We start from the raw sequence: 25,144 nt of genomic DNA, 5'->3' as shown, positions 1-25,144 counted from the left end.
GAGCCACCAGCAGTACAAGATCGTTGTTTCCCGGCTTTAGATTGATCCGCTCGATTCTCACGTGAGTTTTCTCCGCATTCAGCTCCCAGGTTCCCGCCGGACTTCCATTGAGGCGTATATCGAGTTTTGCGTGTCCCGTCGGCGCCACCGCATCGAGGGCGAGAGAGACGTCGCGGGTCTCACGGGAATTGTTTTCGATAACGATCTGTGCGCGAGGGTTGCACCATTGCACATAACGTCCGCCTGTGATCATCACGGGCCATTCGAGACCTTCTTTCACGCGCGGCACGAAGACCGATAGCGGGGCTGTTATATCCAGCACAAGGCCATTCGCGAATTCCTTTTCAACGCGATAGCCGACAGGCAAAAGGTTGGTTGGAAAACTGGCGGAAGACTCGCCGGGAACCATATCCAACGAGGCTTTTTGCCACTGAGAGAGCACTACCACCGCCTTTTTTATTCCGAGCGCGGCAAGGATCTCCGGTGTGTCGGGGTGAAGAATATCCATCAAGTACTGGTATTTTTTCTCCACGGGATTGATCAGGTTGCCGCCGTTCAACATAGGCTTTTGCGTGACCCTTTGCCAGAACAGGTAGCTCACCATATACCAGCCGGCGTTATCCATCGGGTAGTAGGCGATACCGCCCGCGAACTTCTGCTTGGCTAGATATGTGTACAAGGGTGGGATCGGCTTTGTTTCTATGTACTTGAAAGGAGGGACAATGGCGAACTCAAGAATGATCAACATCGCAAGCACTGTTACAACAAGAGCCTGGCAAGAGGCGAAAACTTTTCGACGAAGAAGAAAAGTAATTCCATAAGAAGCTATTACCACTATACATAGAAGCACCATCACCCCGAACCTGGAGTAACACCGCAGGAGCGGCAGGGCTTTTTGCAGAAACACGGAGGGCAGGTATATCTTCATGCTCCCGAGATGGAATTGTGGTGGCAGCGATAGAACAAAGAACATTGCCGCGCCTGTTGCCATCGATATTATGACCCTGTTGCGTCGCGCTTCGGTCACGCGCGTTCTTGGTTCACTCTCTCGTCTGCGTCGCCGAGCTTTTCGCCCGAAAACCAGTATCAATCCGGCAATAGCCATGATCGCTACGACAAACCCGAGGTAGTTGGTCACCTCATAATCTTCCGCGCCGTGCGAGTGCGAATTAATAAAGCTGGAAGTGAATTTTCCGAGGATGGGGTTGTCAGCGGGGGGAAGTATATAATCCCACGGCCTTGCCGAGTAATGGAGGAGCTCGGTTGTGTTCGAGCGGCCCTCGAGGCCCTCGTTTTTCGAAGCGTTCATGAGCGTCAGGACGAATGGCGCGACTATCAGCACGATTATTGCGGCAATTAGAGCCAATTTCGCGAGCGTCGAAGCGGCAGGCTTTCTCAGACGCTGTCCTCGCCAGGCCGAGAACAGTTCGACCGCAAGTATTATCGTTGCAAGCATGGTCGTGAAAAGCCCGTAGTGAAAGTCCGACAGCATGACGAGACTAAACGTGAGGCCGGTCATCGTTGCCCGGGGCCATGTCCGCTTTTCAATGAGGAGGTAAAGGCAGAGCAGGAAAAGAGGCATCCATTGGATGATTGAGAGATTCACATGAACCTGCGCGTGCATCAGATGATACGGGCAAAAAGCGTACGCGATACCCGCTAGAAAGGAAGCGGGCTTGCTGCCGGTGAGATGCCTGGCAAGGTAGTACATGAATATTCCGGCGAGAATGAAGCTTGTGAGAATCAACAGGTTGTAGGCCGCTGTTTCTCCGAACATCCACGTAAGTATCTTTCCTGGAACGAAGACGCCCATCTCACGTGGCCAGAACTTGAGGTCTACTCCTTGTGGATATCCAACAGTGGGCACGAAGCCGAGGGCCCCATCCTCCCTTTCTCGCCAGGTACCAGAAAAACCACTGGAACGTGAGTGGATCCTCTGGAAGACCGTAGAAAGTGGCTGTTGGGCGGAAGGCGATTGGATAGGTAAACAGGATCGTAAGGGCTGTGTAAATCGTGAAGTAGTAGACTTCGGAAGGCGCGCGAAACCGTGATTCTCGACGGCTGAACTTTTTCTCGGGGGTCTCTCCGCTGTTTTCTCTGTCTTCCGAAGTGGTTGTCGAGGTTGTCATGTATAATCCTTCGGATTAGAGCTCAGTCGACCAAAATTTTTCTTCTTCACGCATCTTGTCATCGCATATGATACAGATTCTTGTGGACTTTCGCACTTCCCCGCAAAGCGAAGCGACGCCGGGATTTCTATAAAATCACCTGCGCGCTGAATGTGTTTTATTTCTTCAATTCATCCAGGAATTTGCGCGCTTCTATGCCCCATCTGGTTTGTGGCCACTTATCGACGACAGCATGGAACTGCTCGGCTGCGCTCTTGGTGTCTTTGAGCTGGAAGAGTGCAAACCCCAGGCCGAAGTGTGATCTGGGGTCATCAGAATCGAGCTCGATCGCTTTCTTGAAGGATGACAGGGCGCGCTCGTACTCGCCGAGACAGGCCTCCGCCTCACCTTTCTCGATACAGGCAACCGCGCTTGTTGAGTTCACGGCAAGGAAGTCGTCCAGCTCATTGAGCGCGGCGTCAGCCTGGCCGCATCGCGAAAGCGCTTGCGCGTACGATGGCGAAGCAAAGTCAGGGTTGATGGAGTTGACCCGTGGCATGACCCTGACGGTCTTCCTGTAATCGCCAAGCCAGTTGAGCACCTGTCCCCAGAGGTCGAAGATGAACGACGTGGTCTCGCAGCCGTAGAGCGTTGGCACGTAGAGGTTCTTATCCGCATAGCCGGTCGCGCTTTCGTACAACCGCTCGGCTTTTCTGAAGTCGCCTGATGAGATTGCTACGTATGCTTTGAGCGCATCGGGCAGGAATATTGCCTCACGGGCGTCGCTGTCGACGTTCGAAAGAGGCTCGATGCCTTGTTTGACAAGAATTGGCCGAGATTCCTCACGCGGGGCGCCTGTCGGATACACGCGGTTCAGCAACCCCTGCCACTCGAGATCCCAGCTGGAAAAATCAAAGGTGATCCCCGATGTGTAAAGTGGAACGCGAACGCAGTTTAGTTTTGCGAGACGGGCATACGCCGGGTCGTTCGCGCTTACATTTTGCCCCGGTGGCGCGAGGATGTTGACGAGATCGGCGCCTGGCCAGCCTGGCACTACGAGCGCGCTCGGAATGATCACCCTGACGTCAGGGCTCACTCCCTCTATATACTGCATGTACTTGAGCGGGAAAACGACATTGTCTGTGTCTGCAAGAATGATGCCGTCAGGCTCGGCTTTCTTGAGCATCTTTATCGCCATGTCGCGCGCGTAGTTGTAGCGGCTCTTGTCGACTTTGCCGTAATGGACAGGGATTGAAACGCACGCGAACACGACCAGCACAAGCCCTGTGAGACCGACCGCGGTGGCGCTCACGAACCTGTCGCGACGCTCGGCCCATCTTTTGATGAGCTTCGCAATCCATGCTGCTCCGAAGCCGATCATGAGCGCAACTACCAGATAACCGGGATAGTAAAAATGAGCCCGCAACACTGATTCTATTTGGTTATAACTCATGACCGGCAATGTCGTCAGCAGAAAAGAAAGGATCAGGAAGAGCGCGTATTTCTTGTTTCTTTTAAGAAACGATGCGGCAAGGCCCACCGCGGCCAGCCAGAAGAAGTACGGGAACTCCGTGACAAGGGTGGGGAAGTAACGCCAGAACCTTGCCGGGAAAAACTTCACGGGGTATCCGAACAATCCTCTGCGCGTGTGGTAGAACGTGATGTGATGGAACCACCTTGTGAGGGTTGACGGGTCGCCAAAGTTGTACGCGGGTCCCCTGAAGGCGGCGACGGGCTCGTATATGAAAGGCAGCAAACCGAGCATCAGGAACGCCGCCATCCGCAGGATGTTCCTGAGCGCGAACAGTTCTCGCCAGTTGGTGTCCAGCGCGAAGAAAAGAAAAGTCGGAACGAGGAAGATAACGCTGAAATGGTTGGTCAGCGCGAGGCCGAATACAAATGCGAACGCCGCCAGCGCATTGTCCGCGCGACCGCGCTGTCCTTCTGAGAGCATTCTTTCCCACCGCAACATGAGCACAAGCAGCAGCGCGAAGAAAAATGCGTTGAGTCCATAAGTTCCGGGGATGACCGTCTCGTACCAGAAAGTGTAGGAGAAAGCGTACGCGACCCCGGAGACAACGCCGCCAATCCGACTGTGCGTCATCCGGTAAACCACCCAGTAAATCAGGCAGGCCGTAAGCGAGGCGAAAATCCCGGAAAGCGCGCTGACTCTGAACGCGAGCGAACCTGCCGGGAAAATCCACGAGAAAACCTTCGCGCTCATGATGAAAAGGGGGTAACCCGGACAGTGGCAGTTTCCGACGGTGGAGATTGCCATGAGGAAGTCTCCCGAGTCGGAAAACGTCACCGTTCTCGCCGCGGTCATCACGTGCAGGGCAAAGCTCGAGAGGAACAGCAGGACGAGTATGGCCACATCGTGGTTTCGTCGAACACACTTTTTGGGGTCAGGCACCGTCTACCTCTCCGTCTACCTCAATCTTGCAACGCGCGGACACCGGGATTCTAAAAAGAGTATTTCTGTTATGGATTGCCGTCAACAGTATATTCCGCGAACTGTGGCCGGGTAACGAGCAGGTACGAATCAACGTTGCCTTCTATTTTGTAAGGCTTGCCGCTGGTTTTCACAGGTGGCCCGTCCCACTCGAATGAAAGCATTTGACGTTTCCTGGTCAGGTGCACCCCCGGGATGCGCAACTCGCCAGGGCCTGGCGCCACTTTTACCTGTCCGAGATTCTGGCCGTCGAGACGCACTGATATTGTTCCAGCGTTCCCGGGGTTTGTAAATGTGATAGAAAAATCTTTACGGGTGTCACCGGCCTTGTTTTCGATCAGCAGTTCGGCATGCGGCCTCACCGTCATGGCCCACGCTTTTCCATCTTCCAGGATTGCCGGAGAAGTAAAGTTCATGTAGTACAGGGGGAAAACGTTTGCCGCCGGCCCCACTACATCGAATATGTAGCCGTCCGATGTTTTCTTTGCGAGGCGGTATCCCGACGGCATCTGCTTCGGGTCAAACGTGAGACCGACAGGGAACATGATCTTGAAATATTCGTCTATGACCACAATCTTTTTAATGCCAAGGCTTTTTAGCATAGCCGGTGTGTAAGGCGCGTAGATGTCCTTGAGAACACTCTGGTACATATCGCCATCAGTGCCCGGCTTCACGCCGTTCATCATGGGGTGCTCGTGGAACATCTGAAAATAGAAGTACTGAAGTGGAATATGGTAACGCCCCGGGCTCAGCGGATAGAAAGCCACCGGTTCGCCTTTCGGGTATCGCGCGAGTTCAGTGACAACAGACGGGACTTTTGTTATGTCGCGCGATCGCAATGGAGGGATGATGGTGACATCGACCGCGAAAAGCGCGATGAGCGCAAGGCAGGCCGCGCCCGCTTTCAATCCGCTCCACCGTCTCGAGCGCGTCAGCAGGAAAAACCCGACCCCCGCCATCAGGGCGATGGAAAACGTCACGACAAGCGCCCATCGTGAGTAGAACCTGAAATAGGAGGCCAGCGCCCGCATCGCTATGGACGGGGTTGGGACATCGACGCCTCTTATCTTCACAATCGGGGGCATCGAGAGTATGAAAGCGAGCGTTGCGGTCAGCACCCCGAAGTACACAGTGGTTCCCTCTGACTCCTTCGCCCCCTGGGAAAGAGGGTTAGGGTGAGGGATACATGACTCCCCCCTCGAGGGGGAGGAAAACTCATTCAACGGTTTTCGTTTGCGTCTGAGTGTGAAGAATATGGCCAGGCCTGCCAGGCAGTAGGCGACTATTCCTGGGTATGCTGTCATTTCATGCGCACCACTTTTCCCAATGTGCTTTAAGACAAAGTTGGTCGTCCAACTACGCCACATCAGACTGTATGCGGGTGGTACCACGTAATTCCACGGATGTGAGGAGTAGGAGGTTGTCGTTTCGATGGTTCTCTCTTGCGCGCTGACAGTTACGGCTGGGTCTTTATAAAAGAGGTTGCTGATAAACGGGGCCGACAGGCCGAGCGCGAGCGCTACGGCGAGCGCGGCCATGATGATCGCGCGGAGCGCATCGCGTTTGTTGAACAAGTTTCGCGAGGTGATGAAGTTGCCGCTTGCGGCGCGTTCTTTGAGAAAGGCCGCCATGCCCCACGCAATGAGTATCAGGCCGCAAAATAGGCCCAGATGAAAATCGGTAAGAATTGCAACGAGCATGGCGCCCGAGACCGTGAGCGCGGAGGTGATGTTGCGCTTCCGCCAGAAAACGATCACCGCCAGCAGAAAGAGAGGAAGGACGTATATCTGAGCCAGTCCGACTTGATCGAAGGTTCGGGCCGTGTGCCACGGCGAGAAGGCATAGAAAAAACCCCCGAGAAACGACGCGGCGGCGCTCGAGGTGATGTAGTAAAGCAAAAGAACCATGAACAGGCCCGCCATGGGGAACGTTATCAGCGTTAGAAAGTTATAGGACGCCTGCGCCCCGAATGCTTTAGCGGCCAGGTTCAGGACTCCGTTGGTGAGCGGGTAGCTTACGCCTCTCGTGTCATAGCCAAACGGGTACGCGTAGAAAGTCGTTACGTTGCCCTTCACAAAGCCGTTCTTCCGCGCGTAATCGTTGGACCACATCCCTCCGATTGTGCCGACGCCATCGTGGGAGCCTATGGGGTTGAAGTAGTTGTGGGACATGTCGGTGGCAAGAGGATACGTAAGCGCGATAGCTGTTGCCGTAAAGATGACGAGCGCTCCAAGCGCGAGTGCGATAACCTTCCCGCGCGAGCGAGTTCTGTTCGAATCTGGCAACTGGTTGTTTTGCAGTTGTATTTCCTCCCAATTCGTGAAGCTTATTATACCCGAATGCAAAAAGGGGTCAGTTCCCCATGGCGCGCGGACGCGCCACCACCTAAGATGAAAATGTCTCAGGGTAGCACAGACATTTCTGGTTGTGACGTCACTTTCCACAGGCAAGAATGCCTGTGTCACATTGTGTACAGACATTCCTGTCTGTGATGCGACACACCCCCACCTTACTCCTCCCGCCGTCTGAGGGGGAAGAGACCAGAACCCCCTCGCCCCCTGGGGGAGAGGGTTGGGGTGAGGGGTATAGTGGTAGCCTGAACGGGGGCTATTTTCGGAGCAGACCCCTTTTTGCATTCTGTTATCATTAGGCGTCTAACAGGACTGACGAGGGAGGATGGAAAATCACATGAGCGCGTACCCGATATGGTTCTACTATCTTGCGGTGGCGGGGTTTGGCCTGATATTCGGCAGCTTTTTCAATGTTGTCATCTACAGGTTGCCGAAAGATGTGCCATTGGGCGGCCACTCGAGCTGTCCTGAGTGCGGGATGACAATCCGCTGGTATGACAACGTCCCGCTTTTGAGCTATGCGATCCTGAAGGGCCGGTGCCGCGGGTGTCGCAAGCCGATATCCTTGAGATACCCGCTCGTTGAGGCTATGACCGCGTCGCTCTTCGCGCTCGCTTACTGGTGGAGCAGGGGTTTGACTCCGACACACGCGATGCCGCCCGGACGTCACGCCGTGACCCCGGAGTTCTTCATTGGTTTGCTGATGGTATGCGTGCTCATTATAGTATCGGCCGTGGATTTCACTGATGGCATAGTTCCAAACCGCATTGTGTATCCGGGTCTCATTGCGATGATAGCGCTGGTGACTGGCGTGGCGCTTTATCGCGGACAACCTGGCCGTATCGGGCTTTCGCTGGCGGGCGGCGCCATTGGCGGAGGGTTTCTTCTTGCCGCCGGCCTCATCTATGGCGCCATCTTTCTTCGTGGTAAACCCGCGGAGGTCGAAGATGGCGATGGCGATGACGAGAACGCGATCCCGACCGGCATTGGAATGGGGGACGTCAAATTGATCGCTTTTTCAGGATTCGTCCTCGGATACTTTCACTGGTATCTTGTGACAGTACAACTGTTCGTCGGGTTTCTTTTGGGCGCGCTGGCCTCGGTTCCCTTGCTTGTTCTTGCCAGAAAAGGCCGACAGGATAAGCTTCCGTTTGCGCCGTTTCTTAGCGCCGGGGCGGTTATCGCTCTTGTGTGGGGCAAGCAACTGGTAGATATCTATCTGAAACTCTTAAGGTAAGGATGAGGCTGTGTGGTTCAGCCTGAATCACATGGTTTAAGGTAGAAAACGTCTATCGAGCACTCCCATTATTCCGAAAATCCTGATAATAATATTAAGCGTTGTGAACTACTGCTAAAGTTTGTTGCAAAAGTTGACGAAAGTGGGTATTGACAATATTGTTCATCATAGTTCATAATTTGATCCTCTAGTTGATATAGAACAGACTTGATTCAATTAGTGAATAAGGTTTAGTGTAGTTGGAAAGAGAGTGGAAGTGAAGCGAAGTGAGCTCTAAGTTACTTACAGTCAATGAGGTAGCAAAGATACTCAGAGTCTCGAATATGACTGTGTACAGGCTTGTCAAGGGGAAGCAGTTGCCAGCTATCCGAGTGGGCAAAAACTATAGAATAAAAGAAATAGATGTAGATGCGTACCTCAACAGAGATTAAAGATAAGGCAGACAGGGGTGACTTGAGTGGCAAAAGGTGGAGTGTCAATAGGTCTGGACATCAGCGCCGGGTCTATTAAAGTGGCAGAGGTGAATATCTACAGGAAGGAGCCTGTGCTCACCAATCTTGGCATCATAATGTTGCCGGAAGGCGTTATGCGTGACGGGGAGATCGACAACCCGGAAACAATATCGACATACCTTCGTGAACTGTGGAAGCAGAACCATATCAGCAAGCGCAAGGTAATCGTTGGCATAGCCAATCAGAAAGTGGTCGTCAGACCGATGGATCTTCCTTTCATGTCCGAGGATGAACTCGAGGGCGCGGTGAAGTATCAAATACAGGAGTTTATCCCGATTCCGATAGACGACGCCATCATCGACTACGAGGTTGTGGACGAGTACATAACCGGCGAAGAGGAGCGCATGCAGACGGTTTTGCTGGCAGCTGCCCACCGCGAGATGATCACGTCTTTTATGGAAGCTTGTGCCGGCGCCGGTCTCACGCCTGAGGCGGTAGAACTAAAAGCGTTCGCCATGGTTCGGTCGCTCATCAAGAAGGAGTACCAGTTTCTCGAGGATGAGGCCGAGCCCCCCGGCGGCGTTTGCCTTGTTAATATAGGCGGGGGCATCTGCAATATCTGTGTGGTCAAAGAAAACACGCCGCGCTTCGTGAGGATTCTCATGAGAGGTGGCGATTACTTCACCAAGTTGCTTTGCGACCAGCTCAAGATTTCGCCTGTCGAAGCCGAGGAGATCAAGCGCGGGCGCAGCACTGACAAGGAAGCGAACGACTTGCTTCAGCGAGAGATACAATCTTTTGTTGGTGAGATACGGCGCTCTCTCGAGTATTTCATCTCCCAGAGCCAGGAGCGGGATTTAAACAAGGTCATACTTTCCGGGAGCGGCTCAAAATTGATCAACCTTCCGCTTGAACTCAACAGGGGGCTCAGGTTGCCCGTAGAGATAGGACGCCCCCTGCAGAATTTACAACTGGGCAAGTTGCCGTATACGCCTGAGGAGCTTGCGGAGCTCGAGCCGTCGATCGCGTGCAGCATCGGCCTGGCGTTGAGGGAAACGGAGGAGTGAGATGACAAGAATCAACCTCCTGCCGCCGGAGAAGATAAAAGTAAAGAGGAAGCCCTCGGAGCGGTCGTATCTCTGGCTGGCTATCGTTTTTCCGGTGATCGCGATAGTAGCAATAGCCATGCTATTTGTTCAGGTGAACGGCAAGATAGCAGAGCAGGACAAGGCGCTCAAGGACAAGAAAGCGGAGCTTGCCGAATGGCAGAGCAAGAATGTCGCTCTTCAGCAGTACAAGGATCGTCAGGATGTGATTCTCAAGCTTGAGTCGTCTGTCACCGCGGCGTTGAGTGGTCGCGTCTACTGGGCGCGCATACTGAATAACATAGCAATAACAGTGCCGAGCGACATCTGGATCACCTTGCTCAACGGAACAGCGGAGGAAGGCGGAACCGGAGGCTCCGTTGACTTCACGGGGTTCGCTTTGCAGTGCCCAAACAGAAACAACAAAGTTCACGTGTACCCGTACTTGCCCGACTACAAGCCTATCGCCAACTGGCTCGAGCGCATGGCCACCGTGCCCGAGTTTGCCCGGATATGGCTGGCGAGCGCTACTCCCGCAAGGGCGGGAACAGCTAACGAGATATTGATCGACAACTTCATTAGCACTATCACGCCCACGATCACTACTACGGAACAAACTGGAACGCGCGTGATACAGTTCACTTCTCAGGCCAAGTTGAATCCGGAAACAGCGACTGTCAGTGGCCCGAAATCTTCACCGCCGCCGGCGAGCGCGGCTCCAAGGACGCTCGAAGAGGGGGGAGGCATACTCAAATGAGCAAGAGTATGAAAAAACCCGAAGTGGCGCTTTTAATTGGACTTTTTGTGGCGATAGTCGTTGGCGCCGCGTGTTACTTTTTGCTGGTCGGGCCCAAGAAGGGACTTGTTGACAAGAAACAAAAAGAAGTCGAGGCCGAGGAAAGCAAGATACAGGCGGAGAAAAGCACCTTCAAATCACTCACGGACATCAAGAACAATTCTGCCGAGTTTGAGGCAAAGGTAGCGGCCATGCAGGCGAAGATCCCTGAAGCGCCAGAGTTGCCATCGCTTATCAGGAATATACAGGCCGCCGCGGATCCGTACAGTGGTGTTGGATTGCCGTGGCTGAGCTTCACTCCATCTGATGTGTCGGCCGGTACCGGCGGGGGTTTCTCTTCTTATGATTTCAGCATGAGCGTCTCGGGTTTTTACGATCAGGTGGTCGATCTGATTTACCGGCTGGAGCGCATGGAAAGGGCGATTATTGTCAAATCGGTCAATATATCGCCCACCACCAGCATATTGGATTACACTTATAGCGCAAACCTCGGGCTCGTGCAGTGCCAGATATCAGCCAAGACGTTCACGCTCGGGGCGCCCCCCGGCGCCGCCGCGACGCCGACTCCTGCGCCGGCGCCGAAAACTACACCCGCGGAGTAGTTGCCGGTAGACAGCAGTAATTTTTTTAAAGGAGGGAAAAGCCGAAATGTCTCAGAGGATCAAGAAAATGAAACCGAAGAGTGTGGACGAAAGAAACTCTGAAACCAGCTCGGTCAAGATAGCCTGGATCGTGGGCGCCGTCGGTCTTTGCGTCCTGCTCGTCGCTGGTATCGCGATTGCCACTGGAGGCGGAAGCAGGAAAAACGGCGCCGGAATCATGGCACAGGCGTCACCCGCGGCCACTCCGGCAACGACGTCGAGTTCAACGCCTGCCTCCTCGGGCCTGATCATCGAGCAGGTCCAGGTTCCGCCGCTTTCGATTTACAAGCGCAGGAATCCGTTTGAGCCTCTGGTTAACATGGAGACGCCGATGGTAGAAAGCGCTACTCAAACTGGCGCTGGCGTTCGCGTAGTCAACGTGCCGCCCGAACTTCGCAGGGGAGCGAGTTCCCAGGACGCGATCGCGTCAACCGCGATAACTCTGGACGGGATTCTCCGCGAGGGCGGCAACTCTTTCGCGAAACTGAGAGTTGGCGATCAAACGTTTGACAGGGTAGAGGTCGGGGGCGTGTTTGGCGAGCATTACAAGCTTCTTACCGTAGGTGGCAACGCAAGCGCCACAGTCCTCTTTGGCGACGAACGCGTTACAATTTTCACCGGCCAGTCCATCTACATCTAGGAAGGGGTCAGGCACCGTCTACCTTTCCGTCTACCTTTACTACTGAAAAAAGCGACTCCACGTTGTTTTCTGTGCGCATTTGCGGCATTCTAATGACAGGCATGAGTACTGTTTTGATGTTGACGCATTAACGGGGGGGATGTTGGCGTTGAGGATGCTTACAGGTGGTGAATCCCACGGACCGGCTGTGATTGCTGTCATTGATGACGTGCCGGCGCATGTTCCACTGACGCAAGAATATGTGGATCGTGACCTCGCGAGAAGGCAGACCGGGCACGGCAGGGGCGAGCGCATGCGAATAGAAAACGATTGCGCGCGCATCCTCTCGGGGGTCAGGTACGGCATGACCATGGGAAGCCCGGTGACCCTTCTCGTTGAAAATCGTGACCACGAGAAGTGGACGGATGTGATGTCGGTTGAGCCGTCAACCGGCGAGGGGGATAAGCCTCTGACGCGCCCGCGTCCGGGTCACGGAGACATGGCGGGAATGTTGAAGTACGGCACGGGGGATGCCCGCGACATCCTGGAGCGCGCGAGCGCGCGCGAGACCGCCGCCAGGGTAGCGGCCGGAGCGGTGGCAAGAAGGCTCTTAGAGGAGCTGGGCATCACTGTGCGCGGCAGAGTAATTGCTGTGGGAGAGGCTGTTGCCGGTTCGTTTGAGAACACGCTTGAATCAGATTTTATCCTTGCGGACAGTGACACCATGCGTTGTTCGGATAGTGAAGTTTCAAAGCGGATGATGGCGCGGATAGATAGCGCTTCCGAGGCGGGGGATTCGGTCGGTGGTGCCTTCGAGGTCGCGGCGTTCGGTGTCCCGCCGGGGCTCGGTTCGCACGCGCAGGCCGACAGGCGCCTGGACGCTCGATTGTGCGCGGCGCTCGTTTCCATACCCGGAATCAAGGGCGCTGAAGTAGGCGCGGGCTTCCGGCTCGCCGCCGCGCGCGGAAGCAAGGCGCATGATGAGATATTTCTTGATGAGAGTCGTGGCTTGTATCGCGAGACCAATCAGGCGGGCGGAATAGAGGCCGGCATGAGCAACGGCGAGAATATCGTCCTACGCGCGGTGATGAAGCCCATCCCGACGCTTGGGACGCCGACCGCGACCGTTGACGTGGCTACGCGCGCGCCCGCTGAGGCGTTCAAGGAACGCGCGGATGTGTGCGCGGTTCCAGCGGCATCCGTGGTTGGCGAGGCGGTTGTGGCTTTCGCGCTGGCGGACGCCGCGCAGCAGAAGTTCGGGGACGACTCACTTCCTGAGATGAAGCGGAACATGGAAGGCTACCTCGAGCAGATAAGCCGGCTGTGGAGGCGGCGCTAACCCCCCCTCGCCCGGGGTCACCGCGCGCGAAGCGCGTGGGGTGGGGGAGAGGGTTGGGGTGAACGGTATGTGAATCTCCGGTGTCGCGCAATCGATGGAAGTGATTCTTTGGATAGGAGCAACATCGTTCTTATTGGTTTTATGTACGCCGGCAAGAGCACTGTTGGCGGGTTGCTTGCCAGAAGCGCTGGAAAACCGTTTGTCGATACCGATTGCGTGATAGAACAGGAGACCGGCGCGACGGTCAGTGAACTGTTCGAGCGCGACGGAGAGCCGCGCTTCCGGGAGATTGAGCGGAAAGTCGTGGCGCGAGTTACCGGGGGGACCGGCCTGGTGATCGCTCTTGGCGGAGGCGCTGTGCTGGATCCCGCGAACGTTCAGGACGCAAAGAAGAACGGCATCATTTACTATTTGAGTGTGACGCCTTCCACGGTCGCGTCCCGCGCCGCTCTCGCCGGCGGGAGGCCGTTGCTGGACGGCAAAAGCACAGAAGAGATTGCCGCTCTGTTGGAACAACGCCGGGAGTTCTACCTGAGCGCCGCGGAAGTGACCGTTGAGGCCGACAGTCGCGAGGCATCTGAGATCGCGCGCGAGATAGAGAGAGATTTTGCCAGGAGGACACGCGTTTAAGATGGATGCGGTTGAAGAAGTAAGAGTGGAACTGGGCGAGCGAAGTTACACCGTGTCGATAGGCAGGGGGTTGCTCGACAATCTCCCGGGCTTTCTTCCGAAGCGTCAGTGGCGAAAAGCAGTTGTTGTAACCGATTCCAACGTGGGCCCGCTTTACGCAGAGACAGCAGTCACCGGCTTGAGGGCGTTGGGACTCGAGACAGTGTTGCTCGAGATGCCCGCGGGGGAGAGCTCGAAGAACGCTGATCGCGCGCTCGAGGTGGTGGAGTTCCTTATCTCATCCGGGCTGACGAGATCGGACGTCCTCGTCGCGCTGGGCGGAGGAGTAGTTGGCGATTTGACAGGGTTTGCCGCTTCGGTGTTCAAGAGGGGAATAGATATAGTTCACGTTCCGACGAGCCTTATGGCGCAAGTAGATTCCTCTATCGGAGGCAAGACCGCCGTGAACGTCCCGGCGGCCAAGAACCTCATCGGCACGTTTCACCAACCTGTGGCGGTTGTATCTGATGTCGACCTGCTCGAGTCGCTGTCCGCGCGCGAGTTCAGGTCCGGCCTCGCCGAAGTCGCCAAGTATAGCCTGCTGACGGCAAAGGAGTGGGGACGCGATTTCCGTGAAGACGCGACGGGAATTGAGCGCATGAAACATCCGCGCCTTGCGGAAGTCGTCGCCTGGTGCGTCCGGGAGAAAGCGGAACTCGTTTCGGCGGATGAGCGCGACACGGGCGTGAGGCATAACTTGAACTACGGGCACACTCTGGGCCACGCGCTCGAAGCGGTCGGTGGGTACGACGGAACTTACTCGCACGGTGAGGCAATCTCCATTGGCATGGTGTATGCCGCCATCGTTTCCGAGGAACTGGGACTCGGGCGGCGCTCTCTGGCGCGGGATCACATGAGGTTGCTCGAGTCGTTCGGGCTGCCGGTGCGACCGCCGGATGAGGCGCCCGGATTCGACGCGCTGGCGCTCAGCATGGCGCAGGACAAAAAGAGCGCCGGTGACAACGTGATGATGCTTCTGGAGGAAGAGGGAAAACCTTGTGTCCGCCGGGGGCTGGATAGCGCCTTGCTGCGGCGATGCTACGATCTTTTGATCTCCTCCCCCTCGAGGGGCGAGGGGGCTTCTGGCGCATGTTCAAGGTAGGGGTGTGTCATAGATGGGAGGCACTCGCGTGTTGCGGATACTCGTACTGAACGGGCCGAACCTGAACTTGCTTGGCGAGCGGGATCCTTCGATCTACGGAGAGCGAACGCTCGACGACATCAACGCGGACATTGCCGCGCGGGCGCAAGAACTCAACGTCCAGCCCGTTTTCTTCCAATCGAACCATGAAGGCGACCTGATCGACACGATTCACGCCGAGCGGAAGTTGTCCGGCGGCATAATAATCAACCCTGGCGCCCTGACTCATTACAGCTATGCCTTGCGCGACGCGCTCGAGGCGGTCGGGCTGCCGGTGGTCGAGGTGCATCTAACAGACATCAGCGCGCGGGAGGAGTTCCGCCGCGTCTCGGTGATCAGCCCGATAGCATGGAAAACGATCATGGGAAAAGGCTCGCGCGGCTACCTCGAAGCGCTGGACGCTCTTGCAACCGGGGGCAAGTCTGGATAGTTGCGTTTAGTCGAAAACGCAACACTTGGGGCCTGACCCCAGTGTTGCGTTTTTCATGAGGCGGGGCTTTGAGGCGCGCAATGCCGAGTGGAGCCTGATGCGTTCGACACACAACCTGCTCAAGTTATGGAGATTTGAGATGCCCTCTGCGAAAAACGGATGAAAAGGGTGGAAGGAAACCCTTAACCTTGAAACAATAGGTCGGATTCAGGGCGTCAGTTGACGTCATTCAGCGATTTGGTGGTTTATTTGCCGGATTGGCGCAACAGGCTCCTGACCCCAAAAGTTAAATGTGGTATCCTTGTTTACATGGAAATAGATACAAGCAGGCTGAGAAAAGAAGATTATGCGTGCCTGGTCGCGGGGTACGCGCTGCTGATAAGCATATTTCTTCCCTGGTACAGACAGGGCATATTCCGCTTGAGCGGCTGGGATGTCACGAAACTCGCCATAATTCTCATGATCGCGTCGTTCGTCTGTATCCTGATCGTTATCGCAACCGCCATTGGCATTGACTTTGCCGAGGAGTACGGCTTTGCCCTGGTCGCGCTGGGGGCAGCTTCACTGGTATCTGTTGTAGCGCGGGTTTTCGTGAGGCAATCAGGATACCTGTTCACATACGGAATTATCCTCGCGCTTCTGGCGTCGATAGCGGTGGTCGTGGCGGGTGGCGTAAAACTTGCGAGGATGTATCTATTGCCGACCGCTGATCACTCGATGTAATCGGTCAGCTTCCTGCTCCTGTCGCGAACCGTCAGTGTAATCTTTTGAGGCCCCGCACCCAGGCTTTCAAGTTCGGGATCGCACTGGATGTCAAAACCGGCATTGATGTCGTTTGACATGGAAACGTCCGGGTTGCCTGAACCGCCGGTTTTCAGCGTACCCAGCCTGAGCACTTCTCCCAGGCTTTTCCACTGGCCATCGAACACTTCAATCTCGATGCGACTTATCTTGTCCGCGCGCATCTTCTTGACGTGGAACGCGCAGTTGCCGTTGGAATCCGTTTGGATTACGGCCCCTGACGACACTTCATTGATCAAGCTGCTCCCCGCAGCGTCGGTGATCCGCAGGTTCTTGCCCCGCGCTAACTCAAAGTTGCCGGATGAGAGGAACGCCTGATACTCGACGTCCTGATTGAGTTGTATCATGAAGCCGGAGGGGTCGAGTCTTACCGCATATGTCCCATCCAAAGTCACGCCCTGTCCGCGAGCCGGTACGAGCGGCACAATTTCCGTCCGTCCATCGAGTTCGATAGCCGCCTGCAGCGGTTCTGCGTCGCCTGGCCTGAAGTTCTTGAATGTGAAAAGGAACTTTCCCTCACTGTCGGTGACGCCCGAGATCGACCTGGCGCCATTAAGGGAGAGAGCGTCGGAGGCGTCACTCACGCACACTCTGGCCCCCGCCGCGGGTTCCAGTATCCCGGCGGCCCCCGCCACGGTTACCATTCTCTTCTTGAGGTTAGATTTCTTTTCTTCGAGTTCCTGGATGCGCGTGTCAAGCCGCGCCATATTCGAGTTTTTCTGATTCTCGAGAATCAGGCTGTTTGCCGTTTGCTGATACCGCTCGCACTCCGCGGCCAGACATACGACCTGATCGGTTTTGATCTCTTTTTTCGACACAAGGCTGTTCAGCTCCGAAAGCCTACGCTCGGCAAACACAACACTCTTCTCCGCTTTTTTATAAGAGTTCCACGTGAGGCTCAGGTTCAGCCCTTCTCCGGCGCGCTTCAGGAAGTAAAGATTGTCGTTTGGGCCAGCGTGTACCGCCAGGCCGGCAAGGCTCCAGAACGATACAAGCGCTATGAACAGGGCAAGGGCAACCGTTCCAACCCACCGCTCGAAGAAGGCGCCCGCAGCGCGGCGAGAGCCGTTGGATCGAGAGCGCTGAGCGCCGGTCGCGGTCGCCGATGGCATTAGCCCCAGCAGGCTGATAATAGCGATTTTCGCGCGGAAGCGCAGCCGGGGTTCCGCCCTCGGCAGCAATCGTATCTGATCCACGATAACCAGCAGTTCTTCAGGTTCACGTGTCGCGCGTGTCGCTCTTATGTCGCTTTTGCCATCTCGCATTATCCGCTATCCTTCGTTTGACCGGCCCGCGAGCCGTCTTCGAGCGACCCGCGTTCGGCGTCCTCGCCGGCGCCGACTAACTTTCGCTTGAGATTCTTTATTCCCTTGAACTGCAACGCTCTCACTGTCGATTCCTTCTTACCCAGGATTACCGCCGTCTCCGTGACGCTCATGTCCTCGATAAACCTCAGGACCAACACCTCTCTCTGCGCCACGGGCAGGCCCGCGATTTCCCTGTGGAGGTTCTCCATTGACTCCATGAGTATGATCGAGGCCTCGATATCTTCATCGCTTTCTTTCCCGGGCAACTCCCTTTCTTCAAAATCCACGTTCAGTTCTTCCGCCGGATATTTTTTGTGGCGCAAGAAATCTATGATCGCGTTGTGAGCTATTTTAAATAACCAGGCCTTGACCGATATCCCACGTTCCTCATAGGCGCCAATCGACTTGAGCCCCTGCGCGAACACCTGCATAGTAATATCTTCTGTTGCGTTGACATCCCCGACACGTCTGAATGTGTAGTCATATATCTCCTTGAAGCAGATCCTGAAGATGCTTCCATAAGCAACCCGGTCACCGCCTTTGGCCCGCTCCACCAGATCTTTGAGTGTCTTTTCAGGATCCCTGTCCACTTGTTTTCTACTCTCTTTAACGAAACAGCGGTTCTCTTTTGTTACTTTTCATGGCCGAAATGTATTGGATGCCACCGGCTCCCATGTTAGCCGATTTGCTCGTTTTGAAGGAGTTCGCCTTGAAAACTGTTCCGAAAAGCGCGAAACTCTACATATAATCCGCGAAAACGTGAAAATATTTTTTTGGTCGTGGCCGTTCACGATTTGCCGGTTAAACCGTTATTAAGGTTATATAAGGTTTATGCGTGAAATGGAACAGTGGAACGGAAGGCGTTGTATGGAGTTAGCAGATTTTAGTCGTGGCAACCGAGGACGGGTTTCGCGGCACAGGGAAGAATCCGGGTTCAGCATGACTGAGCTCATGGTAGTGCTTCTCATAATAGCGATGATGATCGGGCTGGGAACGTTACTGCTGTTTGGCGCGCACGCGACGCAGTTGACAAAGAACGTCGAGGGCACTATCGCGAACGACCTGCGGCTTTGTCAGAAGAGGGCGGAGGCAAACAAAGAGATTATGGGCATCCACTTCAGGCGGTATGACTGCGCCACGAATCCCAACACGTACAATTTTTTGGATAGCGCCGGTGACCCGATCGCTCCCCCGGCCGGGGCGTCGGCCAAGACCAACATAATAACGATTCCGAATCAAACGCGGATTGCGCTTCTGGGACAGACCGGAGCGTCCGCAATGTCGTATGACAACGGCAAGCAGATAAAAATATATTTCAAACCGGCCGGGGCGTTAATATTTTCGCAGTATGGGGACGCCGGCGCAGGCATGTATGACTTCGGCAAGGATACAGCCGGCGCCTCGGCTAATACAGGCAACATGACGGTAACGGTCGGGAATTCCGCCGGGACGAAATCGAGAGTATTGACGATTATGAAGCTGGGAGACATAAAGACACTGTAAGTCGGGTGAGCCAGGGGGTAGCAGGATGCGCGCGCTGAAAAGTGAAACTGGATTCACATTGGTCGAGGTCATGATTGGAATAATGATTTTTCTGGTCGCGATAATCGGGGTCGCGATCGTGTTTGCCAACGGGGGAGAGAACGTCCTCCTTTCGCGGGCCGGCGAGAAGGCGAGGTCTGTCGCGGAGGACACGGTGGATGAGGCGCGCAGGGAGCCGTTCCACGTGAGTTATGCCGGCGCCAATGCCGACATCGACGACTTTTATTACAACGCATCAAAGACCAATGCCCAGCAACTCGACAATCCCGGCTACACAAAAGATTTCGGCGTGAGCCCGAACCCCGACCAAAAAGTGACGGTGGCGGCGCAGTACCAGAAGGTGAATAGCGTCACCGGGCAACTTGTTGATCCTGTGCCGACAATGGCCGAAAGCTGGGGACCAAAGGCGGTGGGCAATGACGCGCCGGTTGACAGTACGGGCGAGAGGTTGAGGCTCATCCTCGTACGGGTGAAGGTCTGGTACAGGGCGGGAGCGCGCGCGCCCGTGTCGCCTGTGCAGATGAACGAACTGATAAGCGATAATGAGGGAACGGGCGGGCCCCGCATTGACAGCGTCAGCCCCAATGGCGCCGAGCCGGGGTGCGGGTTCTCATTCGAGGTGTTTGGAGATGAGTTTGACAGTCCGACTGTCCGTCTCACGAAGGCCGGTTATCCCGACGACGTCGGGTGCGCCAGAGATTCATGGAACGTCGGCGTCATCAAGTGTCACGTGACCGCGACAATGCCGGATCCGATGCACACCGGATCCCAGAACATATACTGGGACGTTCAGGTGATAAACGCCGACAGCATGATTACCACTTCCGAGAGGGCAATCTATGAGATAACGCAACCGCCCCAAATATTCTCATTAAGTCCTTCGAGCGGCGCCGCCGGCTCGTGGGTGAAGATAACAGGCCGGAACTTCGGGGTAAAGGGCGCAAACGATTTTGTCAACTTCGATACAGGGGACTATACATTCCTCACTGACTACGACAAGGACGGGAACGGCGAAATAGATTCCTATGAGTGGTGCAACAACTATATCTGGTTTAAGGTCAACGGCGCCGTCCCCGACGGAGTGAAAAACGTGTTCGTCCGCAAGAAAACCCACGGTGACGGCAACGCAGTTCAGTTCACCGTCGGCAAGTATATCGAACATATAACGAACATAGAGGCGGGCAAAGCCGGCGCGAGCGGCAACGTCGGTGATACGATAAGGATATACGGCAGCGGGTTCGGGAGCACGCAGGGTGCCGGGTACGTGGGCTTTCCGGGTGCGGTGCAGAATACGTGCGCCATCTGGAGCGACGGAATGATCGAGTGCGATGTTCCCAACGGCGTGACCAACCCCTCCAACCCCGGCAACGTTTACGTCCACAAGAGCACGCAAAGCAACAACGTGTCCTTCTGGGTGCCGTATGCGGCGGGACACTAATCCGTGGCAAAGGAGATGCCTTTAGATGTTTGAGCTGACGGGAGGAAAGTCAAATTCGCTTGAGGGCGGCTTCACGTTAGTTGAGCTCCTGATAACGCTGATCCTCGTGCTGTTTTTTCTGATGGGCGCCATAGTTCTCTTTGATCAGGCGTTTACGTTTTCGGGCGTTCACCTCTCTGTTGCGGCTATGAACCGGGAGGGGAGTAACGCCATGGACAGGCTCGAAGCGCTCATCCGGGGTTGCGGGCGGTTCCTGGAAGCCGAGACGCGCGCTAATGAAGTGAGGTTTTACGCTGACGTTGACGCCAACAGCGCAAACGGATCGGTTCCGGCAAAAGGATGGGAAGACGTCTGGATACACCGTTCGGGCAATGGCAAAGAAGTGTGGGTAACCATTGACGCCGGGGACGACTCCACTATCCTGAGGTGCCTCGACCCGGATGATATCACAGCGCTTCACTTCGACTACTACAGCGACTGGGAACACCAGAATGCGGTCTTTGCCAGCTACGATTCCTCGGTGCGGGTTGTCAAGGTGTCCCTGAAACTAAAGAAAAGATACTCTGGAAAGGTAATGACCAGAACGTTTGAAAGGTACGTCAGGCTCAGGCTTGACCCGAGCGATAGAAAGGCTGCCCAGGAATGACACAATTCCCTCGCCCCCTGGGGGAGAGGGTTGGGGCAGAATCCCCCTAGCCCCTCTTGTCAGGGGGGGGTACCTCGCCCCTCGAAGGGGGAGGAAACCGGAGCAAGAAAGTTTGTTGATGCAACCGGGAGGATGAGAGAGATGAAGATGAGCAGGTACAGAAGGAATGGCGGAAAGAGCAGGGGCGGAAGGCGCGCGCGCGCGCGCGGCATGGGCATGTTTTCCTTCGTGCATGAGGGACAGAGCGGCACCGTAATACCCGTGGCCGTAATGGTTCTGGCCATACTGTTCCTCATCGGCATGCTTATCATCACGGTTGGCATCGGCGAGCTCAGCATGACCACCACGAGCAAGTACAGCATGAGCGCCTTCAGGATTGCCGAGGCGGGCGTGAGCCGGGCTATGAACCAGTTGCGAAACGACCTCGATCTCACCAGCGCCGCAACCTCGGATCTGACAAAGCTGAACTGGCCCAACCAGGAGCTCGCCGATCCGCCGGTTCCTACAACGATCCACAGGGCGGCGTTTGGCGGCGGCGAGTACGAGGTCTGGCTGTACCAGGATCCTCTGACGACGGTTCACTCCAAAAAGGTCATCGTTTCCGAGGGTGAATACACGAGCGGCGGCACGACTTACAGGCGGGTAATCGAGACGAAGGTGAACTTCGCGGACAACACCAACGCCCTCGACGCCTTCAACTTCCTTGTCTATCAGGGGGACGACCCGTCCGTGGGCTTGACCGGCGGTGAGAAGTTCAGCGTGAGAAACCAGTTTGGTTCGTACAACCTGGACGGCGTCGGCGACTCGTACTGGGAGTGCGACAAGTGCGGCTGGAAGGTGTACTGGGTAAATAAACCCGGCGCATGCCCGATGGCGGGTTGCCCGAATACTGGGGATGACTGGATAAAGCGTGGAGGCGACGGGTGGGGCATATACTCAAAAGGCCCCATAGAGCTGTCATCCGAGGGCCTCGGGTGGGACTGCAACATAATAGGAAACGTCATAAGCGAGGATTGCGTCCGCGTGGGGAGCACTCTTACCGCGGCATCGGCGCCCCCGGAGGTTTACGGGACCGTTTACGCCGGGATAGATGGGGTGGACGACAACGATCCACCGGTCCCGAAACCGGGTGAACATCTCGATGAACCTTTCGACAGTTTGCTCATGGGCGACCTCAGCGCCTGCGGCGCCAACCCCGGCGGCGCCCCCGGCGGCGCATGCGTGGTTGACTATGACTTGAGTTATCTGGCCATAGGACAGTTGACGATAAACAAGATATACGCCGCGAGTGGCGTGTCCGTGCGGACTTTTTGGGCCAGCGACTCCCTGACGCCGTGGGGCGCGATTCAAATACCCGGAGGGATCGAGAGCGGAGGGAACGTGAAGTTCCTCGGCGTTATGTCAAATAGCGTAATACCATTGCTTGGGGGCATTCACATAGGAGAGGGCGGCAAGGGCTCCACCCGCGGCGTAAAAGCCAGGGGCAAGGTTGACGTGATCATGCTCTCTACCGGGATAAGCATTGGCGACATAGAGGCAGGCTACGACAACGCGGGCACGAGGGTCGGCGTCGCCTTGAACGCGGCATGGAATTCAACGTTAAAAACCGGCAGCATCAAGTCCACGGGGAAAGTCTGGGCGGCCGGCGCGCTCGGAACCATCACAATCGGTTCGCTGGACGGCGTCTGGGCGTGGCCGCCCATAAACTGGACCCCTCGTCATATCTGGGCGGGCACCGACACCGGCGCAAGCGGCGGAAGCGGGACGAGCTTTGAGGGCAACGCTGTCGTGGGCGGACTTCTCACGGGCGATATCGTCGCGGCCGGAAAGGTGAGCGTGCTCGCGGGGCTTGGCGGCTTCGGGGTCGGCAACGTTTACTCCGGGTACAAAGAGGAAGGCTCATACTGGAGCTGCGACAACTGTGGCTACAAGGCGTACCAGGAAGACGCGCCCGGCGACTGCTTGACTGTGGATTGCCCGAACACCGGACAGGGTGCAAAGAACTACTGGACGGATCATAAGTGCTGGCAGTGCAGCAAGTGCAACTATCTCGTGGACAGTAGCGCCGAACCCGATTATCAGTGCCCCACCGACGGTTGCCCGAACACCGGAAGCGATCCAAATTATTGGGTGGAGAAGCACTACTGGGAGTGCGACAAAACCAAAAACGGGGATTGCTGCGGCACAAGGCTGTATCAGACCAACCATCCCGCTATGTGCCCGAACACGGATTGCGACGGCACGGCGTGGACACACGCAACCGGTGTGGCGCAGCGGATGGGGACGCTGCTCAGAGCGTACGCCGGATACTACACCGCGGGGAATATCAACAGCTTCGGGAAGGTCGATAGTACGGTCGGCGTTGGCGGCAGTGGCATCGGAAACATCAACGCCGGCACGGAGGCTGTGAGCGGCGACGGCTCTACAGGAGTCGATCTCTATATCCTTCTCGGCGGTGGCGGCGCGGGCAACATAATGAGCCGCGGGAAAGTAAACGTAAACGTTTGCACCGGCGCGCAAACCGTCGGGAGCATAACCGCCGGCACGGATGCCGGGATCCACGGCGAAACCGGCGTAAATGTCCAGACCAGCTGGCTGGGAAGCTGTACGACAGGGGCGATCGTCTCCAGGGGCATGGTAAACCTGCTGCCCGGGGCAGGATGGATCACTGTCAACGGCGCTATCACCGCTGGCACCAGCAACCCCGCGCTGTCCGGGGGTCTCGGCGTGAACATGAACGCTTCCCTGGCCACCATAAATGTCACTGGACAGATAACCTCCACGGGGCCGGTGAAAGCGGTTGCGAGTTGGGGGGCTGGCTGGGGCATAACGACCAACGGCATATGGGCCGGTGAAGACACAGACAATTCAAACGAGGGGTTCGGGATCAACCTGATTGCCAATGCGGGGTGCAAAATAAAAGATACCGGCGAGTTGAAATGCCCGTCGAGCGTCAAGCTCTACGCCTGCGTCTATGGCTCGCTGGAGGTAAAGGAGGTATGGGCAGGCAACGCCAATGGAGGGACGGGCCTGCTGTGTAAATCGGATTACTCGGATGGCGGCGGAGACGTAATTAAGGCATCGGGGCTGGTCAAGACCAGGGGAAAAATAAGGGTGGAGACCTACGGCACGAATACCAGGTTCAACGGAGGGATCGAGGCCGGCTCGGACGCCACCGGCACGGGCTTCGACATTATGATGGGAGGTTGGTCGTATGGCGTGAATGCCTACCTGTCAAACAATGAGCATTTCAACTGCTACGGCAAGATCGCGCACAACCTCAAACCCGATCTCGGCCACGCGTGGTTCTGTCCTCACAACCTCTGGTGCGGGACGGATGTAGATCTGGACAATAACGATTCAACGGGGGATGATGATGGATTCAGCGAGAAATGCAACCCCAGCGGGTACGTGCGCACGCCCGGCTACGTTAACTTCTCCTGGGAAAAGGAATCGGACAAATTCTATTACAGGAACGTCGATGGGGACTTCAAGAGGGATCTCACTGAGGTGTGGTGCGGCGGCGATTTCAAGATAAAGCCCAAGCAGGATCCCGGCGTGAATCTCTCAGATGGGGTACGGTCTCGCGGCACAGTCATGGTGGACACCTGGGGCAAAAACTTTTGCGCTTCCTCTGTAAAGGCAAACGCGCTTGCCTGGTCACTCAATGACGGCGGGTTCTACATAGGCGCTGGCGGCATCGAGTCGCAGGCGGACGTTAACTTCGAAGGTGGGGCTGTTCTCCAGGTTGAAGGGGCGCTGAAATCCAGTGGAAACATATTTATCAGTCACGCTAATGATAACTGGACGTTCGGGGGCATAGAGACCCAGGGGAACTTCAGCGGCGACGCGCAGAACAACAGGCCAATTACTCTGGGCAACGTGAAGTGCAATACCATCGCCCGCGTCGGTAATAATGTCGGTAATGTTTGGTTGCTGGACGAGGGCAAATGGGACGTCACTAGCCTTGAGTGCCAGAACGCTTTTGACTTCGACGGCGACCCTAACAAAAAATTGAATTCGGGTTGGTTCAGGGTCAGCGGCGACCTGAGGGCGAAGGGCGATGTATCGTTGCTTCTCGAATCCAGTG

The 25,144-nt window shown here is 56.0% G+C and carries 20 protein-coding genes; 15 read left to right on the top strand and 5 right to left on the bottom strand.

What is annotated here, in order from left to right; all coding sequences use genetic code 11:
* The 3 genes from CVT63_02815 to CVT63_02805 form a co-directional block, all read right to left on the bottom strand.
* Positions 1-1,813, bottom strand: a 1,813-nt coding sequence (locus CVT63_02815) for a hypothetical protein (GenBank protein PKQ28448.1), incomplete at its 3' end; no start/stop codon positions are given.
* A gap of 473 nt (positions 1,814-2,286) precedes the next feature.
* Positions 2,287-4,521 carry a hypothetical protein gene (locus CVT63_02810; protein ID PKQ28447.1) on the bottom strand — a complete coding sequence of 745 codons (2,235 nt, stop codon included), beginning with the start codon at positions 4,519-4,521 and terminating at the stop codon, positions 2,287-2,289.
* Positions 4,522-4,589: 68 nt separating this feature from the next.
* Positions 4,590-6,845, bottom strand: coding sequence for a hypothetical protein (locus CVT63_02805; protein ID PKQ28446.1), 2,256 nt, complete (start codon positions 6,843-6,845; stop codon positions 4,590-4,592).
* 391 nt (positions 6,846-7,236) lie between these two features.
* Here CVT63_02805 and CVT63_02800 point away from each other — a divergent pair, with 391 nt between their 5' ends.
* The 11 genes from CVT63_02800 (at position 7,237) to CVT63_02750 (ending at position 16,043) form a co-directional block, all read left to right on the top strand.
* Positions 7,237-8,148, top strand: a complete 912-nt coding sequence (locus tag CVT63_02800; GenBank protein ID PKQ28445.1) for a hypothetical protein — start codon at positions 7,237-7,239, stop codon at positions 8,146-8,148.
* Positions 8,149-8,471: 323 nt separating this feature from the next.
* Complete coding sequence (locus CVT63_02795; GenBank protein PKQ28449.1) at positions 8,472-8,579, top strand: hypothetical protein; 108 nt, start codon at positions 8,472-8,474, stop codon at positions 8,577-8,579.
* Positions 8,580-8,605: 26 nt separating this feature from the next.
* The gene (locus CVT63_02790; GenBank protein ID PKQ28444.1) at positions 8,606-9,667 is read left to right on the top strand and encodes a hypothetical protein; all 1,062 of its coding nucleotides are present in this window, start codon (positions 8,606-8,608) and stop codon (positions 9,665-9,667) included.
* Position 9,668: 1 nt separating this feature from the next.
* Complete coding sequence (locus CVT63_02785) at positions 9,669-10,442, top strand: hypothetical protein (protein PKQ28443.1); 774 nt, start codon at positions 9,669-9,671, stop codon at positions 10,440-10,442.
* On the top strand, positions 10,439-11,083 hold the full coding sequence (locus CVT63_02780) for a hypothetical protein (protein PKQ28442.1): 645 nt from the start codon (positions 10,439-10,441) through the stop codon (positions 11,081-11,083). The genes CVT63_02785 and CVT63_02780 overlap by 4 nt, the downstream gene beginning before the upstream one ends.
* Before the next feature lie 46 nt (positions 11,084-11,129).
* Positions 11,130-11,762, top strand: a complete 633-nt coding sequence (locus CVT63_02775; GenBank protein ID PKQ28441.1) for a hypothetical protein — start codon at positions 11,130-11,132, stop codon at positions 11,760-11,762.
* Positions 11,763-11,901: 139 nt separating this feature from the next.
* Positions 11,902-13,080: a chorismate synthase gene (locus CVT63_02770; protein ID PKQ28440.1), complete on the top strand. Its 1,179-nt coding sequence runs from the start codon at positions 11,902-11,904 to the stop codon at positions 13,078-13,080.
* Between the two features lie 108 nt (positions 13,081-13,188).
* Positions 13,189-13,710 (top strand): shikimate kinase, encoded by a 522-nt coding sequence (locus tag CVT63_02765; protein PKQ28439.1) that lies wholly within the window; start codon positions 13,189-13,191, stop codon positions 13,708-13,710.
* 1 nt (position 13,711) lies between these two features.
* Positions 13,712-14,851, top strand: a complete 1,140-nt coding sequence (aroB, locus tag CVT63_02760; protein PKQ28438.1) for a 3-dehydroquinate synthase — start codon at positions 13,712-13,714, stop codon at positions 14,849-14,851.
* 13 nt (positions 14,852-14,864) lie between these two features.
* On the top strand, positions 14,865-15,320 hold the full coding sequence (gene aroQ / locus CVT63_02755) for a type II 3-dehydroquinate dehydratase (protein PKQ28437.1): 456 nt from the start codon (positions 14,865-14,867) through the stop codon (positions 15,318-15,320).
* A 219-nt stretch (positions 15,321-15,539) separates the two neighbouring features.
* Positions 15,540-16,043: a hypothetical protein gene (locus CVT63_02750; GenBank protein PKQ28436.1), complete on the top strand. Its 504-nt coding sequence runs from the start codon at positions 15,540-15,542 to the stop codon at positions 16,041-16,043.
* On the opposite strand, the gene CVT63_02745 is transcribed toward CVT63_02750, so the two are convergent.
* Together CVT63_02745 and CVT63_02740 are read right to left on the bottom strand one after the other, a co-directional pair.
* Positions 16,031-17,386 carry a hypothetical protein gene (locus CVT63_02745; GenBank protein PKQ28435.1) on the bottom strand — a complete coding sequence of 452 codons (1,356 nt, stop codon included), beginning with the start codon at positions 17,384-17,386 and terminating at the stop codon, positions 16,031-16,033. The genes CVT63_02750 and CVT63_02745 overlap by 13 nt on opposite strands.
* Complete coding sequence (locus tag CVT63_02740; GenBank protein ID PKQ28434.1) at positions 17,386-18,018, bottom strand: hypothetical protein; 633 nt, start codon at positions 18,016-18,018, stop codon at positions 17,386-17,388. Before CVT63_02740 ends, CVT63_02745 begins: the two co-directional genes overlap by 1 nt.
* Before the next feature lie 349 nt (positions 18,019-18,367).
* Here CVT63_02740 and CVT63_02735 point away from each other — a divergent pair, with 349 nt between their 5' ends.
* The 4 genes from CVT63_02735 to CVT63_02720 form a co-directional block, all read left to right on the top strand.
* Entirely contained in the window at positions 18,368-18,931 is a 564-nt protein-coding gene (locus CVT63_02735) for a hypothetical protein (GenBank protein ID PKQ28433.1), read from the top strand.
* Positions 18,932-18,956: 25 nt separating this feature from the next.
* Complete coding sequence (locus CVT63_02730) at positions 18,957-20,408, top strand: hypothetical protein (protein ID PKQ28432.1); 1,452 nt, start codon at positions 18,957-18,959, stop codon at positions 20,406-20,408.
* A 25-nt stretch (positions 20,409-20,433) separates the two neighbouring features.
* Complete coding sequence (locus CVT63_02725; GenBank protein ID PKQ28431.1) at positions 20,434-21,054, top strand: hypothetical protein; 621 nt, start codon at positions 20,434-20,436, stop codon at positions 21,052-21,054.
* Between the two features lie 141 nt (positions 21,055-21,195).
* On the top strand, positions 21,196-25,144 hold a 3,949-nt coding region (locus tag CVT63_02720; GenBank protein ID PKQ28430.1), incomplete at its 3' end, for a hypothetical protein.

It is taken from the genome of Candidatus Anoxymicrobium japonicum (genome assembly GCA_002843005.1).
In the GTDB taxonomy this organism is placed as follows: Bacteria; Actinomycetota; Geothermincolia; order Fen-727; family Anoxymicrobiaceae; genus Anoxymicrobium; species Anoxymicrobium japonicum.
Note: the sequence above shows the minus strand (reverse complement) of the source record. Positions and strands in the feature narration are given on the sequence as shown.

Bases quoted from the DNA above. Each gene is read 5' to 3' on its own strand.
- CVT63_02795 (PKQ28449.1), top strand. From the start codon at position 8,472: ATGACTGTGTACAGGCTTGTCAAGGGGAAGCAGTTGCCAGCTATCCGA.
- CVT63_02780 (PKQ28442.1), top strand. From the start codon at position 10,439: ATGAGCAAGAGTATGAAAAAACCCGAAGTGGCGCTTTTAATTGGACTT.
- CVT63_02800 (PKQ28445.1), top strand. From the start codon at position 7,237: ATGGAAAATCACATGAGCGCGTACCCGATATGGTTCTACTATCTTGCG.
- CVT63_02775 (PKQ28441.1), top strand. From the start codon at position 11,130: ATGTCTCAGAGGATCAAGAAAATGAAACCGAAGAGTGTGGACGAAAGA.
- CVT63_02725 (PKQ28431.1), top strand. From the start codon at position 20,434: ATGTTTGAGCTGACGGGAGGAAAGTCAAATTCGCTTGAGGGCGGCTTC.
- CVT63_02785 (PKQ28443.1), top strand. From the start codon at position 9,669: ATGACAAGAATCAACCTCCTGCCGCCGGAGAAGATAAAAGTAAAGAGG.
- CVT63_02745 (PKQ28435.1), bottom strand. From the start codon at position 17,386: ATGCGAGATGGCAAAAGCGACATAAGAGCGACACGCGCGACACGTGAA.
- aroQ (PKQ28437.1), top strand. From the start codon at position 14,865: ATGGGAGGCACTCGCGTGTTGCGGATACTCGTACTGAACGGGCCGAAC.
- CVT63_02730 (PKQ28432.1), top strand. From the start codon at position 18,957: ATGCGCGCGCTGAAAAGTGAAACTGGATTCACATTGGTCGAGGTCATG.
- aroB (PKQ28438.1), top strand. From the start codon at position 13,712: ATGGATGCGGTTGAAGAAGTAAGAGTGGAACTGGGCGAGCGAAGTTAC.
- CVT63_02735 (PKQ28433.1), top strand. From the start codon at position 18,368: ATGACTGAGCTCATGGTAGTGCTTCTCATAATAGCGATGATGATCGGG.
- CVT63_02770 (PKQ28440.1), top strand. From the start codon at position 11,902: ATGTTGGCGTTGAGGATGCTTACAGGTGGTGAATCCCACGGACCGGCT.